Annotated in this window: 20 protein-coding genes and 1 tRNA gene; 9 read left to right on the forward strand and 12 right to left on the reverse strand. The window is 39.7% G+C overall.

Annotated features, from left to right (window positions below; genetic code table 11):
- Position 1 precedes the first annotated feature (1 nt).
- The gene (locus EHR07_RS08990; RefSeq protein ID WP_004787310.1) at positions 2 to 181 is read right to left on the reverse strand and encodes a hypothetical protein; all 180 of its coding nucleotides are present in this window, start codon (positions 179 to 181) and stop codon (positions 2 to 4) included.
- Positions 182 to 338: 157 nt separating this feature from the next.
- Between EHR07_RS08990 and EHR07_RS08995 the strand changes: the two genes are divergently transcribed.
- The 5 genes from EHR07_RS08995 to EHR07_RS09015 all read left to right on the forward strand — a co-directional run bounded on the left by EHR07_RS08995 (position 339) and on the right by EHR07_RS09015 (position 3,658).
- On the forward strand, positions 339 to 1,268 hold the full coding sequence (locus EHR07_RS08995; RefSeq protein WP_135744785.1) for a hypothetical protein: 930 nt from the start codon (positions 339 to 341) through the stop codon (positions 1,266 to 1,268).
- The gene (locus EHR07_RS09000) at positions 1,265 to 1,681 is read left to right on the forward strand and encodes a hypothetical protein (RefSeq protein ID WP_135744786.1); all 417 of its coding nucleotides are present in this window, start codon (positions 1,265 to 1,267) and stop codon (positions 1,679 to 1,681) included. The genes EHR07_RS08995 and EHR07_RS09000 overlap by 4 nt, the downstream gene beginning before the upstream one ends.
- Positions 1,674 to 2,087 carry a SufE family protein gene (locus EHR07_RS09005; RefSeq protein WP_135571820.1) on the forward strand — a complete coding sequence of 138 codons (414 nt, stop codon included), beginning with the start codon at positions 1,674 to 1,676 and terminating at the stop codon, positions 2,085 to 2,087. The genes EHR07_RS09000 and EHR07_RS09005 overlap by 8 nt, the downstream gene beginning before the upstream one ends.
- A gap of 73 nt (positions 2,088 to 2,160) precedes the next feature.
- Complete coding sequence (locus EHR07_RS09010; RefSeq protein ID WP_135744787.1) at positions 2,161 to 3,342, forward strand: serine hydrolase domain-containing protein; 1,182 nt, start codon at positions 2,161 to 2,163, stop codon at positions 3,340 to 3,342.
- A 4-nt stretch (positions 3,343 to 3,346) separates the two neighbouring features.
- On the forward strand, positions 3,347 to 3,658 hold the full coding sequence (locus EHR07_RS09015; RefSeq protein ID WP_135744788.1) for a hypothetical protein: 312 nt from the start codon (positions 3,347 to 3,349) through the stop codon (positions 3,656 to 3,658).
- A gap of 8 nt (positions 3,659 to 3,666) precedes the next feature.
- Here the strand turns inward: EHR07_RS09015 and EHR07_RS09020 are convergent, their stop codons facing one another.
- Genes EHR07_RS09020 through EHR07_RS09030 form a run of 3 tightly spaced genes read right to left on the reverse strand, consistent with a single transcriptional unit; the run spans position 3,667 to position 6,761 of the window.
- Positions 3,667 to 4,584 carry an energy transducer TonB gene (locus tag EHR07_RS09020; protein ID WP_135744789.1) on the reverse strand — a complete coding sequence of 306 codons (918 nt, stop codon included), beginning with the start codon at positions 4,582 to 4,584 and terminating at the stop codon, positions 3,667 to 3,669.
- The gene (gene ruvB, locus EHR07_RS09025; protein WP_135744790.1) at positions 4,565 to 5,590 is read right to left on the reverse strand and encodes a Holliday junction branch migration DNA helicase RuvB; all 1,026 of its coding nucleotides are present in this window, start codon (positions 5,588 to 5,590) and stop codon (positions 4,565 to 4,567) included. The genes EHR07_RS09020 and ruvB overlap by 20 nt, the downstream gene beginning before the upstream one ends.
- A 1-nt stretch (position 5,591) precedes the next feature.
- Entirely contained in the window at positions 5,592 to 6,761 is a 1,170-nt protein-coding gene (locus EHR07_RS09030) for a trypsin-like peptidase domain-containing protein (RefSeq protein ID WP_208739739.1), read from the reverse strand.
- Between the two features lie 123 nt (positions 6,762 to 6,884).
- Here EHR07_RS09030 and EHR07_RS09035 point away from each other — a divergent pair, with 123 nt between their 5' ends.
- A complete protein-coding gene (locus tag EHR07_RS09035) occupies positions 6,885 to 7,442 on the forward strand; it encodes a DJ-1 family glyoxalase III (protein WP_135744792.1) in 558 nt (185 codons plus the stop codon).
- Between the two features lie 51 nt (positions 7,443 to 7,493).
- On the opposite strand, the gene EHR07_RS09040 is transcribed toward EHR07_RS09035, so the two are convergent.
- The 8 genes from EHR07_RS09040 to rpsT form a co-directional block, all read right to left on the reverse strand.
- A complete protein-coding gene (locus EHR07_RS09040; protein WP_135744793.1) occupies positions 7,494 to 7,850 on the reverse strand; it encodes an STAS domain-containing protein in 357 nt (118 codons plus the stop codon).
- Positions 7,851 to 7,893: 43 nt separating this feature from the next.
- Entirely contained in the window at positions 7,894 to 9,495 is a 1,602-nt protein-coding gene (locus EHR07_RS09045) for a carboxyl transferase domain-containing protein (RefSeq protein WP_135744794.1), read from the reverse strand.
- 1 nt (position 9,496) lies between these two features.
- A complete protein-coding gene (locus EHR07_RS09050; protein WP_135744795.1) occupies positions 9,497 to 10,402 on the reverse strand; it encodes an alpha/beta fold hydrolase in 906 nt (301 codons plus the stop codon).
- 2 nt (positions 10,403 to 10,404) lie between these two features.
- Complete coding sequence (locus EHR07_RS09055) at positions 10,405 to 11,436, reverse strand: GlmU family protein (protein ID WP_135744796.1); 1,032 nt, start codon at positions 11,434 to 11,436, stop codon at positions 10,405 to 10,407.
- A 3-nt stretch (positions 11,437 to 11,439) separates the two neighbouring features.
- The gene (glmS, locus tag EHR07_RS09060; RefSeq protein WP_135744797.1) at positions 11,440 to 13,275 is read right to left on the reverse strand and encodes a glutamine--fructose-6-phosphate transaminase (isomerizing); all 1,836 of its coding nucleotides are present in this window, start codon (positions 13,273 to 13,275) and stop codon (positions 11,440 to 11,442) included.
- Positions 13,260 to 14,636, reverse strand: a complete 1,377-nt coding sequence (gene glmM / locus EHR07_RS09065) for a phosphoglucosamine mutase (RefSeq protein WP_167483367.1) — start codon at positions 14,634 to 14,636, stop codon at positions 13,260 to 13,262. The genes glmS and glmM overlap by 16 nt, the downstream gene beginning before the upstream one ends.
- Positions 14,637 to 14,740: 104 nt before the next feature.
- Positions 14,741 to 14,813: transfer RNA gene (locus tag EHR07_RS09070), tRNA-Val, on the reverse strand.
- Between the two features lie 103 nt (positions 14,814 to 14,916).
- Positions 14,917 to 15,192 carry a 30S ribosomal protein S20 gene (gene rpsT / locus EHR07_RS09075; protein ID WP_100741859.1) on the reverse strand — a complete coding sequence of 92 codons (276 nt, stop codon included), beginning with the start codon at positions 15,190 to 15,192 and terminating at the stop codon, positions 14,917 to 14,919.
- Positions 15,193 to 15,312: 120 nt separating this feature from the next.
- Between rpsT and EHR07_RS09080 the strand changes: the two genes are divergently transcribed.
- The 3 genes from EHR07_RS09080 to EHR07_RS09090 are packed head-to-tail and all read left to right on the forward strand — an operon-like array spanning position 15,313 to position 17,515.
- A complete protein-coding gene (locus EHR07_RS09080) occupies positions 15,313 to 15,597 on the forward strand; it encodes a hypothetical protein (protein WP_135744798.1) in 285 nt (94 codons plus the stop codon).
- Positions 15,594 to 16,724 carry an LIC_10450 family protein gene (locus tag EHR07_RS09085; protein WP_135744799.1) on the forward strand — a complete coding sequence of 377 codons (1,131 nt, stop codon included), beginning with the start codon at positions 15,594 to 15,596 and terminating at the stop codon, positions 16,722 to 16,724. The genes EHR07_RS09080 and EHR07_RS09085 overlap by 4 nt, the downstream gene beginning before the upstream one ends.
- Positions 16,721 to 17,515 (forward strand): hypothetical protein, encoded by a 795-nt coding sequence (locus tag EHR07_RS09090; protein ID WP_135744800.1) that lies wholly within the window; start codon positions 16,721 to 16,723, stop codon positions 17,513 to 17,515. The genes EHR07_RS09085 and EHR07_RS09090 overlap by 4 nt, the downstream gene beginning before the upstream one ends.
- Positions 17,516 to 17,520 lie beyond the last annotated feature (5 nt).

Genomic DNA, 17,520 nt, shown 5'->3' on the forward strand with positions numbered 1-17,520 from the left:
ATTACAGTTCGGTGATATTCGAAGATCCGCACATAGGGCAGATCAATTCCCATGAATCGAGGTATTCGTCCTCCCCTTCGGCTTCCCAACGGTGGTCACAATCCTCACAAGCATATGTTACGACGTCTTCGTTGAGGCTATCTGCATCGAATTCGTCATCATCTAAAAAGTCATCTTCCATACCCTTCCCACTAAATCACAAAGAAAAAGCCGTGTCAAGTGGGGAGGGCAAAAAAAAATGGGAACCAACGATGGCGATTTACTCCCGGTACGAACCGCACAGAAAAAAGAAATCAAAGACACCGCTATTTCTATTGGTTTTAGCGCTTGGTCTGTCCATGTTAGGGTTTACCTATAGAAAAGAAATTTATTTTCTTTTTGCAAAAGACCAAAGTGTCAGAGCAGAAAAAACCAAAGAAAAAACAATCGAACTCTGGAAATCAGGAAATCTCAAAGAAAAAGATATAGAAGATTTCCAATCCATTGCCACTACCTATTCAGAAAAAGATCCAACCGATCCTGTTGCCTTTCATTTGATCGCAAGGAGTTTGTATTGGAACCTATACCGAATCGGAATTTATTTTGACCACGATAGTTTAATTTTGCACTTAGGATCCGAGTTTAAAGACTTCATTGGATCTTCTGTTCTTGCAGATTCCACTTTGGATTCGATCTTTTGGAATGCAAGGACCGCCGAGTCTTTTTCCTCTTCCCCATTTTCCGATTGGGAAAATAACAAAGTATTGTTGTTTTTAGGGGAAACACACCGCCAAGTCAAACGGCCGCAAGTTTTGATTAACGAATACGGAAATTTGGATCGTTCTAAACTTTCTCCCGAGTTCCAAACTGTTTATATTTGGTTACTCACCTTCAATACTATGTTAGCTGGTGATGCCACAGGCCTTGATAAACTTATTACCATAACGAAAGACCCAACTTACAAAGCGGGAATCCAATTCACTCCAAGAGAAGAAAATTTTTTACGAGGACTTGGAAAGTTTTATAAAAAAGATTATGTAGGTGCATTGTCTCTACTGAGGCAAGCCAAGTCCAATAACCCGGACAGAATCACAGAAACTTCCATCATCACCGAAGCTACAATCTTTCACTTACAAAACCTTTCTCAAAAAGGTATCGATCTATTAGAAGAGTTTTATCTTTCTTCAGGCAAAAAAAATCCAGAGATCCCACTTCTTGTGGCTAAAATGGTTTCGGAAAAACCAGGAACCAAAACCAAATTGGATTTAACACCGGATAAAATAGAATGAAAGTTTCCCTTTTTACATTTTCCAATTTTTTTTCTAAATCTCAAACAATGCAGCTAACGGTCGCTATTTTATTTTTTGGTCTTTCATCTATTTTCTTTTCCAACTGCGGATTGTTTTATAAAGGAGTTCCCAAAGCAGGTGAATTCTGTTATGTGCTCGTCAAACCACCAGAATGTTTGTATGTAGAATTTGAATCCAAAAAACTAATTTGGAAAGATGTAGAATATATATTAGAAGAAAAACTCCGGATGGATTATTTTTTTAAATCCAATGGAGAATTGTATGAACTCACAGTTTCCACTGTCAATCGAGTGGAAATAAAAAATTTAACTACAAAAAACTTCAATCAATTCTATATGAGAAAAAAAGATAAGTTTGTAGAAATTCCAGCACAGGGCGCCAAACATGAGTAAGTCGATTGAAGAAATTCAAAAAGAAATCATAGCGGAGTTTTCTGATCTAACCGACTGGGAAGAAAAATTCCAATACCTAATCGAGTTGGGTGAAGAACTTCCCCCCTATCCCGATGAAAAACGAACAGAAGAATATATAGTCCCTGGTTGCCAATCTCGAGTTTGGGTAGCACCAAAATTGGAAGCCGGAAGATTGGAGTTCGATGCGGATAGTGACACAGCTCTCACAAAAGGTCTAATCGCCATTTTAATACGCGTGTTTTCAGGACAATCTCCCAAAGATATAGCGGATGCCTCACTAGGTTTTATTGAAGAAGTAGGTCTTGCAAAGTTTCTTTCTATCTCACGAAGGAACGGACTTTTTTCTATGGTACAAAAACTAAAAGGATACGCAGAAAAAGCGTAACCATTTTCTTTTTTCCTTTTCAAACGATAAAGACTCGCATAGAATTCTGAAACGAATCTGAATCAGGAATTCTATGAAACGAAGTTTTATCTTTTTACTGTTATTAACCTTTGTACATTGTGGCAAAGACCTCTCCCCTTTTGGCGGTGAACCAGAAATAACCACATTAAAACCCCGATTGAAACCAGAGTGGCCAAACCCCAACTGGAAAGTTGTCTCACCTGAATCCGTAGGAGTATCTTCCAGCAAACTTGGATTAGTGGAAGAATATGCTTTCACAAGAACCGGGGATGAAACCGATCGCAAAGGAAGGCGAACCGATGCATTGGTGATTTTAAGAAATGGAAAACTCATTTATGAAAAATATGCGAGAAACTTTTCCGAAGATAAAATTCATTTAACTTGGTCAGTTTCTAAAAGTATTTTACAAACCATGTATGGAATTGCTGTCAAAGAGGGTCTTGTTAAGTTAGACGATCCCGGTTATTACCATTACGAACCATTGAGTCGCGATGAAGCACATAAAAAAATTACGATTAGGCACCTACTCAATATGTCATCTGGTCTTGCTGCCGAAGAAGGATATGAAAGTGGCCCCTTAAAATCATCTGTGATCGCCATGTTGTATACTAGAGGCCGTAAAGACATGGGAGCCTTCTGTGCAGGCCTTCCTCTCCGTGCAGAACCAGGAACCCAAGTTTACTATTCCAGTTGTGATACCAATATCCTCTCTGCCATTCTCAAAAAAGTATATGGTGCCGAAGAATACGACAAACTTCCCTTTGAAAAAATATTCAAACCTCTTGGGATTACAAACGTAACTTTTGAACGAGATGGATCGGGAACTTATGTTGGTTCCTCTTATCTTTATATGACTGCCAAAGACTTAGCTAAAATTGGTTATTTATATTTAAACGATGGTGTTTGGAACGGCGAACGTTTGTTACCTGAAGGTTGGGTGCAGTTTACAAGAACTCCTGCCCCTGGATATAAAACCACACCATATTCCGAGGATTTAGACCAAGACAATTATACAGCCCACTGGTATGCCAATACAGGTGTCCCCGAAAGAGGAGTTCACGAACCTTGGCCCGATGCCCCAAAAGATACCTTTGCAGGCCTTGGACACTGGGGACAGATGTTGTATGTAATTCCAAGCCTTGATTTAATCATTGTTCGGTTTGGTGATGATCGCGAAAAAGCGTTTATCAAAAATGATTTTTTAAAATTTGTGAAAGAGTCGGTAATTCGGTAATCTTATGAAAAGAAAAATTTCTGTGATCCTATCATTGTTGTTTTTATTTATTTTGTTTTGGTCGCAGTGGAACTGGAAACATCTATCTAGTTTCCCATCCATTATCTCTAGTTTTTATTCCAAAGAATATTGTAGTTGTTACTTTGTGATGCAACTTTCCGAAGAACAGTGCCATGACTTTGCTCGCCAGTGGGTTCCTATTAGCGAATTCAAATTAGACAAAGAAAATATGTCTGTGACTGTGAAGGGACTAGGACGAACCAATACAGCCAAATTCCATTCTAAAGAATACGGTTGTACTCTTGTGACAGAATAAAGTAAACGCTAACGATAATATCTCATTCCAGGAAAGATGAAGTTGATTCCAAAGATAAGTCCTTTGGCTTTGACTTCTTCTGGAACGGGACCAAAATTTTGTCCTCGGATCGAATCCATACAAGCTTGGTCTACCACCACTTGGCCTTGTGAGGTCACCAAACGGACATCCAAAACTTGACCTTGTTCGCTTAACATAAATAAAACTTTGGTTTCCCCTTCTTTGATTCCCTCTCTTGCCACTACACCTGCCATATCGCGGTAAGCATAGTTTCCACCACCTGGCGGGGCAAAAGATTCCTCAATTCGTTTTAACATGTTTTTGAAATAATAATAACCTGCTAATTGTTTGGTGGGAATTGTCAGGGCTTTGGCTCCGTCCCATCGGAACAAAAAGTCTTGTTGGAACCTATAGTTAAAAGGAATTTTTGTCATTTGTCCGGAACTTGCTGACTGGTTCGGACTTTCTTCGGCATTGGAATTAGTTTTAGGATCGGCTTTAAAAATCCCTACTTCAAAAAGTTCTTCTTCTTTGGATTGTTCTGATTTGGGTTGGGCTTTACTTGGAGTGGAAGCAGAACTTCCCATAATGAATTCACGAAATTGTGTGAGAGTATGAAATCCTTGTTTTTCAGTGAGACCACCGCCACCCGACGAATCCTTGTTAGAGAGAGCTTTGTATTCATCTTTTTTGTCTGGGTTGATGAACTGTTGTTCTACAAGAACTTCGTAAATTTTTTCCTGTTCTTTGGGTCCTAACATTTCTGCGGCTTGTTCTTCCGCCAACATTTTCCAAAGCATATTTCGTGTGATGAGATGAGCGAGCACAAAGGAAGCGATAAGGATAACAAAGGTGAAGGCAAAGAAAAGCCTTCGTTCCCCTTCTTCCTTTTCAGGTAACCGGAAATCAAAAGAGAGTTGGGCCATTTTCGCGATTTTCCCCGATATTTCCAGTATACACAATTCCCAAATGTTCGTAAGCCTTTTTCGTGGCCACACGCCCTTGTGGTGTCCGGTCAATGAGACCTACTCGGACAAGAAATGGTTCGTAGGTATCTTCTAAAGTGCGTTCTTCTTCCCCGAGAACCACAGCGATGGGTTTGATTCCCACAGGCCCACCACCATAACGATGGATGAGGATGTCCAAAATTTGGCGATCGACGGCGTCGAGGCCCAAATGATCCACACCCATCCTTTCAAACGCAAACTTACAAGTTTCTAAACTCACAGAGGTTTCATTGCGAACTTCGGCAAAGTCCCGAACACGTTTCAAAAGATGATTGGCAATCCTGGGAGTTTTGCGGCTTCGTTTTCCAATCTCCAAAGCCACCCCATCGCCCAGAGAAACACCCAGCAGTTTTGCCGAACGATCCACGATGATTTGCATTTCCCCATCGGTATAAAAATCCAGTTTGAGGTGGATTCCAAACCTTGTTTTCAATGGTTCACTCACAAGCCCAGAACGTGTCGTGGCACCAACGAGGGTAAAGGGTTGGAGTTGGATCTGGAGGGCATTGGCAGTGACTCCTTCGCCCACCACAAGGTCCACAAAGAAGTTCTCCATGGCAGGATAGAGTAACTCTTCCTGTTTTTTAATAAAACCGTGAATTTCGTCGATAAAGAGGACTTCGTTGGTTTTGAGTAAGGTTAAAAAACGAACAAGATCCGCACCCTTAGAGATAGCAGGAGCGGAAGTGGGAGTGAATGCCACGGCAAGTTCATTGGCAATGATATTGGCCAAGGTGGTTTTACCAAGGCCTGGAGGACCGGAAATCAGAACATGGTCAAGGGGACTCTTTCGTTTCCGAGCCGCTTCCACATAAACCGAGAGATTGGCTAGAACCTCTTTTTGACCTATAAATTCGGACAATTTAGTAGGGCGAAGGCTCGGTTCATCTTCGCCCGGTTGGATCCAATCTTCTCTTAAACTCACCTCAATTGGGTTTCTGCTCTGGAGTGATGGAAGTCAAGATTTCATTTTTATTTCGAATGATTTTTATCTCAATTCGTTTTCCAATTTTAGAAGACCTCACAAAACCAATGAGTTCTTCTGGGGTTTGGATTTCTTTTCCTCCCATTTCCACAATCACATCAAAAAGTTTTAATCCCGCTTTGTCTGCAGGAGATCCCTTGATGATTTGGCGGACAATCGCACCTTTTGTGTCTTTGAGTTTGAGTTGTTCCACATCCTCTTCATTGACGGCATCAAGGCCTACTCCAATCCACGGACGAGTGACTTTCCCATTGGTTTTGATTTCTTCTGCCACTCTCCGCGCTTCGTTGATTGGTATGGTAAATCCAATCCCCACAGAGCCACCTGATTGAGAAGCAATCATACGATTGATTCCAATCACTTCGCCTCGGATGTTGAGAAGTGGACCACCACTATTTCCTTGGTTGATGGCAGCATCGGTTTGGATATAAGAGAGTCCGGAAGAATCAATTCCACCGCGTTGTACCGCAGAAACAACTCCTACAGTAAAGGAATGTTCAAATCCGAGTGGGGCTCCAATGGCAATGGCCCAGTTTCCAACTTTGACTTTATTGGAATCGGCAAGAACAATCGGACGAAGTGTACCTTTTGGTGCATCTATCTTCAGTAAGGCGATGTCCATGGTTTCATCTGAACCAATGAGTTTGGCATCAAAGGTTTTTTGATTTTTAAACTTCACTGTGAGTTTGTCCATGTCTTTGATCACATGGTGGTTGGTCATAATATAACCTTCTTCGTTCAGAACAATCCCTGATCCTAGACCTGATTGTTTTTGTTTCATCACACGGCCAGATCCACCACCTGGCCGTCCAAAAAAATGATCAAAATACGGGTCTCCCGAAAACGGGTGTTGTTGGACATTGACTGTCCTTTCTGTGGCAATCGAAACCACACTGGGAGAAACTTTATCAAAAACTTCTTGGAAGGCATCTTCCAAAGCCACTGCTTGTGTTTGGGCTGGGGATAATTTTTCTCCACCGTCTGCTTTTAATTGCAGAGGATTTTCGGTAGAATTTCCGCAAGTAAGAATGGGAGACAAAAATGTTCCCAACAGTAAAAAACTAAAAGCAACTGCTAAGTAACGTAAAGGATTCGATTTTTTTAAAGTCATAGACAATTAACACTCTCTCCTATCATATAAGACCCCAAAAGTTCCAGGAAAGTTCTCATTTCTTGGGATCGTTTTTTTACAAAAAAACTTGAACATTTTGTACCAAGATACTCTAGTCTTTTTATGGCAAAACGAGTTTTTATCCCTCTCTGTCCTGGCTTTGAAGAAATGGAAGCCATCATCCTCATTGATGTTTTGAGAAGAGGAAATGTCGAAGTGGTATCCGGCGGAAAATCCAAAGATCCCATCCTTGCGGCAAGAAAAACTCTCCACTTGGCGGATAAAACTTTTTCAGAAATCATTCCCAGTGAATTCGATGCCATCCTTCTTCCTGGCGGCCTGGAAGGAACCAAACAACTCATGAAAGATCCAGAAATTAGTTCGATTCTAAAATCATTCCACCAACAATCAAAAATGATTGGCGCCATTTGTGCGGCTCCCAGTGTGCTCAGAAATTTAGACATCATCTCCGGTGATGATCCATATACTTCCTTTCCTTCTTCCGATGATTTAGCAAAAGGGAAAGGGGGAATGTATACAGGAAAAAGAATCGAATCACATAACAATATCCATACGAGCATCGGCCCGGGTTCTGCTTTTGAATTTGCTTTGTATTTATTAGAAAGTTTAGAAGGAAAAGATGTGATGGAAAAAGTGAAGTTGGGATTACATTTACCTTAGAATAAGATACTTGTTTGTTTTTAAAATTTCTATTTCGTTATAAAACTCTGATTAGTTGATAGATTCCCTTTCATTCACTAAAGAAATTACGGCTTTTTCTTCCGTATCAAACACTTCTAAATGACTTTCCATTCCTGTGAGTTTAAATACTTTAGCTACCGATCCGTGAACGCTACAAACCTTTAAATTTCCGTGGTATTTTTTTAGTTTGTACATAGCAGTGACGAGTGTCCCGATTCCAGAGCTATCCATAAACGGAACTTTTTCCAGATTCACAACGATCTCATATTGGTGTTTCCGCATTTTATCATCCAGAATGTCTTTCAATTCTTTTGCATTGTACAAATCAACCTCACCTTCAATGATGATGATAGCAACTTGATTGGATGACTTCTCGTGGATGATCATTTGTAATGAGTTTGCATTTCGAAGGAGAATGAAAAGTCAAAAATTACATTCGAAAGACACCAAATGGTTTTCTTTCTTCCTTTCTTTGGCTTAAGATGGACAATGCCCTTCCTAAAACTTTCCTTGTATCGGCTGGATCAATGATTCCATCATCCCAAAGGCGAGCAGAACTATACACTGCCGAAGATTTGTTTTCATAATCTTCTAAAATTGGTTTTTTAAATATGGCCTCTTCGTCTGCGGACACTGTTTCTTTTGCCGCTTCTTTTTGGTCTTTTTTCACAGTCCAAAGAACATTGGCAGCTTGTTCTCCTCCCATGACGGAAATTCGAGCATTGGGCCACATCCATAAAAATTCAGGGGCAAAGGCACGACCACACATTCCGTAATTTCCCGCACCATAAGAACCACCAGTAACAATCGTTAGTTTAGGCACTGTGGTAGTAGAGACGGCATTCACCATCTTGGCACCGTCCCTAGCAATTCCATTGTTTTCGTATTTTTTTCCTACCATAAATCCTGTGATGTTTTGGAGGAATAAAAGTGGAATTCTTCTTTGGTCACAAAGTTCAATAAAATGCGAAGCCTTCAGCGCTGACTCAGAAAATAAAACGCCATGATTGGCAATGATCCCAACAGGATATCCATACACTTCGGCAAACCCGGTCACAATGGTAGTGGCATATAGTTTTTTAAATTCATGAAATCTAGATCCATCCACAATCCTTGCGATAATCTCTCTTGGATCGTAAGACTTTTTTGAATCTCTTTCGATGATCCCGTAAATTTCTTCTATGGGATACAGAGGTTCTTCTGTTTCTTTGGGTTGTGATTCTTTCTTTGAGTTAATATTTTTAATGATAGAACGAGTAATCTCCAAGGCATGAAAATCATCTTCTGCATAATGGTCTGTCACACCGGAAATTCGGCAATGGACATCAGCCCCACCTAACTCTTCCCCTGTGACAACTTCGCCTGTAGCTGCTTTCACCAGAGGTGGGCCACCAAGAAAAATTGTACCGTTTCCTTTAACAATGACAGATTCATCAGACATAGCGGGAATATAAGCACCACCAGCAGTACAAGACCCCATAACAACCGCTATTTGAGAAATTCCTTTAGCACTCATCCTTGCTTGGTTGAAAAAAATACGACCGAAATGGTCTTTGTCTGGAAACACTTCATCTTGCATGGGTAAAAATGCCCCACCAGAATCAACCAAATAGATACAAGGAAGAGAATTGTTTTCTGCAATCTCCTGTGCACGAATATGTTTTTTGACTGTGAGAGGATAATAAGTTCCGCCCTTGACTGTCGCATCATTGGCAACAATCATACAGTCCACACCTTCCACTTTACCAATGCCAGTGATGATTCCTGCAGAAGGAACGGGATCCGAATAAACCCCTTCTCCTGCTAAACCACAGATCTCCATAAACTCAGTTCCCGCATCAATGAGTTCTGCAATTCGTTCTCTGGCTGTGAGTTTCCCTCTTGATTTATGTTTCTCAAGGGCCTTTTTCCCGCCACCTAACTTCACGTTATCGATGATTTTACGAATTGGTACAATGGTTTCTAAATATGCGGTACGGTTTGCTATAAATTCAGAGGATTGCGGGTTTGTTTTGGAGATGATTCTTTCCATATTAATCCTTGTTCTGTTTGTTAAAATGAAAGGTTTTTGTTTTTTTATGTGAGAAGGAATCTACAAAGTAATGGAGTTTTTCAAATATCACTTCAGGACATTCTTCCATTGGAAGGTGTTTGGCCGGTAAAAAAACAAGGCTACTTGTCCGAAGAGTTTCTTTCATATACTCGGTTTGGTTGGGCGAAATACGAAAATCTTCTTCCCCAATATAAATTTGACGAAGACCCACAAAGTTTTTGGCACCTTCTTCGATCTCGCGAAGGGCATGGGTCGAACGATCCACGTTTCGAACAAATTCTAATGTGTTTTTGCGTGCCTTTCCTTCAAATAACAAATGATACATGGTCTTTTCCCATTCATACGAAAGCTGATGAGTTTTATTTACGAGAAATAATTTATATATCAGCCGAAGGAGCGGTGGGCGAAACAAAAAGGAAAATACTTCGCCAAGTAGTGGCAAACGTAAGAAATGAAGGGGAAAATAAAAACGAAACTTTGGCAAATTCATAAATCCACCTAAAATGGATAAGGACTTATATTGATTTGCATGTTCTTTAAAAGTAAAACATAGAATCGGCAGTGAATAATCAAAGGCTACAACATGTACCTTTTTATCCCCGACCACCTTCTCCAAAAACGGAGCCAAATAATGGGCTTGGAGCCTATGTGAAAGTGGTCCATCCGGTCTTGTGCTAAACCCCGTTCCCAAAAAATCAAGTGCGATCACTCGGTAATGTGCGGATAATAAATTCACCAATTTACGGTAGTTATATGATGTTGTTAAAAAACCAGGCAAAAGAAGGATTGTTTCTTCACCTTTTCCTTCATCCAGATAAAAAAAACGTAAGTCATCAATTTCTACTGTTTTTCCAGAATTGATATGTTCCAACAAACTGGGTGTCATGTTTACTCCGCAAAACTTCCGTATAATTTCCGCAAATACTCTTCTTCAAATTCAAAAAGATTCATACCGCGACGTGCCATGATTTTTTTTGTATCAAAAAGAAACTCTTCCAAACGGTAACGACCACCAGGTTTGATCCAAGTAAATGCAGGTACATACCCTTGGATTCTGGATTCCACAACGTTGCTTGCAATATCAAAAACTGTTCCGGTATTTGACATCACTCCAATCGCAAGTTTTGTAAAGGGACCAATCAGAGATCCAAACTTAATGGTTCCAGTATTGACTATCGAATCGCCAATCTTTAACTTCACGATTCCATAATTGTTTTTTAAATCACTCGTAGTGGACAAAGCACCTAGGTTCACCCATGTGGAAACAAAACTATGACCAAGAAAACCTTCATGGTGTTTGTTGGTGTAATCTAAAATGATCGAGTTTTCTACTTCCCCGCCAATACGACATTGGTTTCCAATAAGGCAGCCACCAGTAATACGAGCATTGTCGATTTGAGTATTTTTTCCGACAAAAAGCGGGCCTTCTAGAAAACTGAACGAGGAAATTTTGGCACCATCTTCAATGAGGATGGGTCCATGAGTGGTATCAAAAACAACTCCAGGATAAACAGTTGCCCCCGGATGGATATAAAGGTGTTTTTCCTTTCCTACAATATGAAACCCTGCTTGTTTTGCTTTGTACTTTTGGCGAAATCGTTTCCAATCTTTTTCTAAATTGAGAATGTCCTCGATGATAGAAGTGACTGTACCTAAAAGTTCCCAAGGTAGGTAAGAATCAGAACTATAAATCGAATCGTATACATCAAGGTTAGCCGGTAAAATATGTGGGTATCTTTGAAAAATTAGTTTCTCAAAGAACGGATTTGGGCCTTTGTAAAAAATTTTGGCACCTGGATATTTACGTTCTAATTTTTCAAGTAAACTAACACCACCAAGGTTCCATTCAAAAAAAGAATGAAATCTTGATAGTGGCTCAAGAGACGGGTTTCTTTTCGAATCGTCAAATAAGAGATTCACTGTTTACTCCACGGTCACAGATTTTGCTAAATTCCTAGGTTGGTCCACATTACATCCCCTAAGGATTGCTATATGGTATGATAAAAGCTGCAAAGGAATGACAGCAAGTAATGGAACCAGTGCGTCCGCAGTTTTTGGAATTTCAAATGTATAATCTGCCATAGATTTTATATCTGTATCCCCTTCTGTTACAACCGCAATCACCTTTCCTTTCCTTGCTTTCACTTCTTGGATATTGGAAATTACTTTTTCGTAAGAACCGTCTCTCGTTGCGATAAAAACAACAGGCATATCTTCATCAATGAGTGCGATTGGCCCATGTTTCATTTCTGCAGCAGGATATCCTTCCGCATGAATGTAAGAAATTTCTTTCAGTTTCAGTGCGCCTTCGAGAGCCACAGGAAAATTAAAACCACGCCCCAAATATAGGAAGTTAGATGCACGATAAAAATGTTCTGAAATGTTACGGATGTCATCATCTTTAGTTAAAATTTTTGAAACTTTGTCTGGAATCGAATCCAATTCTAAAAGTAATGTTTGGTAATCTGACAACGAGATAGAACCTTTTTTAAGACCTAAATACAAAGCCATCATGGTAAGGATGCTGACTTGGGATGTGAATGCCTTTGTGGAAGCCACACCAATCTCTGGACCTGCATGGAGATAAGCACCTGCATGTGAGGCACGTGCGATGGAAGAACCCACTACGTTACAAACGCCGAAGATCAGTGCTCCCTTGGACTTTGCCAGTTCAATCGCAGCAAGGGTATCCGCTGTTTCCCCCGATTGTGAAACGGCAATGACCACATCTCTTTCTGTCACAATGGGATTACGATAACGAAACTCAGATGCGTATTCTACCTCTGTAGGAATCCGAGCCAAATCTTCAAATAAGTATTCACCAATCAAACCTGCATGCCAAGAAGTTCCACAACCAACAAGGATTAAACGGTCAGCATTCAAAAAACGATTCAAATACTGGTCAATCCCACTCAGGAACAAATGGTGTTCCCGAGATACGAGGCGACCTCGCATGGCATCACGTACAGACTTGGGTTGTTCAAAGATTTCTTTTAACATAAAGTGTGGATACCCACCCTTTTCTATGTCTTCCAAATCCAACTCTAGTTTTTGAATGAATGGAGTTTTTGTTACGTTCTCTAAGTTTTTTACCACAAGACTTCCGTCTTTAATGATAGCCATTTCTTGATCATTTAAATAAGTTACGTTGTTCGTATATTCGATGATAGGTGTAGCATCGGAAGCAACAAAGTATTCATCTTCACCAATACCAATCACAAGAGGAGAACCTTTTCTAGCAGCAATCATAGTTCTTTCGTTGTCTTTAGAAAGGATGACAATGGCATAGGCACCAACCACCTCATTCAAAGCCAGACGAACTGCCTCTTCGATAGGGCAATTGTTTTGTTTTTTAATTTCTTCAATTAAATGGATTAGAACTTCTGAATCGGTATCGGATTTGAACTTATGTCCGTTTGCTTCTAATTCTTTTTTGATAGAACCGTAATTTTCAATGATTCCGTTATGAATGATGGCTAATTTTCCATCAGAACTTGTGTGTGGATGAGCATTTCGATCATTGGGTTCGCCGTGTGTTGCCCAACGTGTATGACCAATTCCTAATGTCGCAAGGAGTGTCCTGTCACCAATTTCTTTTTCTAAATCAGCAACTTTTCCTTTCTTTTTTACAATCTCAAGTCCACCATTTAACAAAGCAACGCCGGCACTATCATAACCACGATATTCTAAACGTTTGAGACCTTTGATGATAAGAGGGAGTGCCTCTCTTTTTCCTAAATAACCTACGATTCCACACATTGTTTTACCCTCTTTAAGGTAGTTTCCAAATCAGATTTGGATTTAGTTTCAGTAATCACTCGAAAAATTGGTTCTGTATTCGAAGGACGTATGTGGATCCAAGAATCCGATACATACATCCAAAGTCCGTCTTTCTCAGAAATAACTTTCGGAGAAAATTCAGACTGAAATTTTTCATAAAGACTTTCTAAAGACATTCCCTTTGCCAAAGGAAAGGATTGTTTGTCCATATAAAGCGAAGGAAGTTCATCAAGGAGAGCATCTACTGTTTTTCCAGTTTCTGCCATCAAGTTTAGGATATGGGCAATACCGGACAAAGTGTCCCGACCAAACGAAGGAATTGTTGGATCAATTACTCCACCGTTTCCTTCCCCACCAAACACTGCTTTGGTCTTTAGCATTTCTTCGACTACGTTTGCTTCACCCACTTTGCTGCGAATGACTTCGGCCCCAAACCTAAATCCCACTTCTTCGTTTAAAAAAGAAGTAGATAAGTTCACAACGACCTTTGCCTTTTTCTTAGCTGTTGATAAAACATTCATCAGTGCCAAAGGCAAAGTGTATTCTTCCGAAACAGCTCCTCGTTTAGGAGAGAACAAAACGAGTCTATCCGCATCGGGGTCTAAGGCAAAACCAATGTCTGCTTTCGATTTTTTGAAATATGGTTCTACTGATTTTAAGGCAGCAGCTGTAGGTTCTGGTGGTCTCGGAAACGTTCCATCGGGATTACAATTATGAGCCACAACTCTGCAACCTAACATCTGCAAGAATTTTGGAACAACATAAGAACCAGCACCACCAACAGCATCCACAAATACGGTAAATTTTTTCTTTTTGATTTTGGCTACATTTACTCGTTTCAAAACAGAAGACAAATGTAGATCGATATAGTCTTCACCAGAATCGATATAACCTTCGGGAGAAATTTGTTCTTTGGGATAAGTTCCATTTTGAATGATGGATAAAAGTTTTTTGTTTTCTTCGGCAGAAAAGAAAAAACCTTTTTTAGAAATAAATTTAAATGCATTCCAATCCATTGGATTGTGTGAAGCAGAGATCATGATCCCGCCATTCGCTTTCGAAAGATTCACAACTGCTTTAGTAGTGGGAGTTGGAACCAAACCTAATGTTAAAACCGAATTTCCAGAAGCTAACAACGCAGAGGTGAGAAGTGATTCCAGATAAGGACCACTTGGTCTTGAGTCCCGTCCAATAACGGCTGTTCCGCCATTCATCATAGAAGCAAATGATTTTGAAAATGCTAGTGCTTCGTCTAAACCAAACCCTAACCCAATTTTACCCCGAACACCGGAAATAGAAATCATCAGGGAGGACAGATCATACTCTTTCGTAAATCGCATACAATACTATCAAAGCTCGCGGATTCCCACTGCAAGTCTATCTTTTTGCTTTTTGGAATGTGTCAACGAAGTGGAATTAAAGTGAAGATTAAAGAAAAACGGTTTGGGCGATGACAGGATTGAACTGCCGACCCGCTGCTTGTAAGGCAGCTGCTCTCCCAGCTGAGCTAATCGCCCGTTGTAATGACCAGTAAACCGGAGTTGTGATTTTTGTAAATAAGATTTAGAAATAAAAAAGGCCACCGTCGGTGGCCTCATTCCTTCTAGCTAAAAGCGATTGTTAGGCGGCTTTTGTTTCGATGGAGTTGATACGAAGAGCCATACGAGATTTTTTACGATCCGCATTTTTCTTATGAATAAGTTTAGTTTTTGCTGCTCTGTCCAACTTGGACGCAAGTTTAGAGAATACAGTCAGTGCTTCTGTTTTGTCTCCAGCTTTGATTGCTTTGAGAAGAAGGCGTGCGTATGTACGCAATTCAGTGCGATCTTCACCATTTCGCTCTTTTCTGCGAGCGGTTCTACGAATGTCTTTTTTAGATGATTTTAAATTAGCCAAGGAATGTCCCCTACGAGGAATTTTTACTTATCTTTTGAGTACCACCCTGCCGGTCAAGGCGAAAGAGAAAATTTAGAACCAATTTTACCATGACTCGACCCAATTTCTTAGGAGAAACCTATGTTCCCCATTCTCATTTGGATCGATTCCGAACTTTATGAAATCCTAAAACAAAGACATTTGGATTTGGGCCTTGTCACGAAAATGGCTATATTATCCCTAAAAGTAGAAGGAATGGAACCGGGAACCTTCGAAAAACGTGAATCTGGCCATTATGAACGAATGGAACTCAGCCGGTATGATTTTTTTACCTTAAGTATAATTTCTAGGGAGAAGGAAGTTGACCCGAACCTATTACTCTCGTATGCTTTCACAGAAGCTTTGTTGGAAATTTTACGACTGTGACTCCCGAAAAATCAAAATATAATTATATCAAAATTGAGTCCATTGCAGACATCGATCCCATTAAATTATCTATTTCCCAAATCCAACAAAGATATATCGACAAAGATAACAACCGCTACGCGCTACGTTTCAACAAAGACACACGTAGAATTGAGATTTTAAAACTCGTTGGCAATCATTTTGAAGTCATTCCACATGTTTCCAGCCCCCATCCAACAGAGGCTCCTAAACCTTCTCAGAACCAAAGTACTACCGTTCCCTCTCCACCTACGCAAATTTCCGAAGGTTTAAAATCAAATCCCATATTAGGAAAGTTAGTTGGTATTCAACAACAAACACAGCCAAATGCAGTAGAAAAACCCGCAGAAGTTCATAGTGAAAACATAAATGTTCCGCCTGAAGAAAACTTAATGAATGAAGATGTGGATCTAAACATTTTTGAAGGAGAAGAACCTCCTTCCATTCAGGAAACTTTTTCCCATACAGGTTTATTAAACACACCTGATTTACCAACACCAGAAAAGCCGGAGGAAAAAACAAACCCGGAACCAAATTTAGCATTGGGAGAAGAATCAAACGAAAAAACCGCCTTCCAACAAATTGAAGATTTTATCAAATTACTGACTACCTATCGGGAACGAGTCACAGCCATCATTCGGAACTTACAATCCTCCAGAATTTTTGAACTTACCGGAGATCCTTCAGAAAATAAAAATATAGTTGGGAACTTTGCTCGTGAAATGGAAGCCCAAGTTTTTGAAGCCATTGACAAAATGGTGGATCTTCACAAAGAAATGACATCGTATCCTCGTCCTATTACGTATTATATCTCAAAAGCACCGGCAGAAAAAAGAGAAGAAATGAAATTTATTGAATCGGATAAGGAAAAATTAAACAGGCTTCACCTGTTTGAAATGCAAAGACTTTCCGATATAATAGTGAAAGACTTCAAAAAACTTAGTTTGCAATTATTGAATATTTTAAACCTGAAAAATGACATTCAGGTCAAACAATTACAATATGCAAATCAGTTGATGTATGTTGATGCCAAAAATGCATCTCTTTATTTTGCTCAAGATTTGGATAAAACCATACTTGATATTGAGAACTGGAAACAATCGAAATGAAAGAACTGTCGGAAGCAGAAACAAAAGCAATATTAGAAAAAATCAGATCAGAATACAAAGAACACGGTAAACTAAATCCCAAAGCCTTCGACCAATCCGGGTTCGAACAAAGATATTTACAAATACTCAAACTCCGTGGTAACGTCACAAAATTTTTAACGGAAGAAGTAACCTTTCTCGAACAACTAAAAGCAAAGTTTCAGGAACTTGTTGCCAAAAAAGAAGCAGCCAAAGCACAAACTCTAAATAGGATTATGGATGAATCCATCGAGAAGTTAGCCAATTATAAAAAGGTAGATTTTCATCCTCTCGCCAAAGTGGAAACAAGATACTTTTATGGAGCCATGTTGGATTTTACAGAAACAGAACTTCCTGTTCTGATTCATATCTTTAAAGGAACTCCCGAATATTCTTTTTTACAAGATGCTGTTTTACAAGTGGAACGAATTGGAATGACAAGACGTGGTCTTCCTTCCTTAAAAATGCAAGAGTTCATTAAAACCTTACTCGATGCCAACGGAAACAATATCGTTATCGAAAAAGCTTCCCAAAACCTTTTGAAAGACGGATGTATCGCCTTAAAAAATATCATCACAGCGGTGCAAGATCTGGTAAGTAAAAACAGAATCAATCCAGATCTAATTGTCCAAGTAAACGAGAAGGAATATCCAAATGCTTACAGTTCCTTTGGCGGTAAAAAATTTGGAGAAAGCCTCACTCGAATTACTGAACGCTGCAAACAAATCATACAAGATTTTCGAATGAATGCGTTGATGAATATGGAAGGATAATTCTA

Origin of the sequence: Leptospira bandrabouensis, from assembly GCF_004770905.1 — a bacterium.
GTDB classification, from domain to species: domain Bacteria; phylum Spirochaetota; class Leptospiria; order Leptospirales; family Leptospiraceae; genus Leptospira_A; species Leptospira_A bandrabouensis.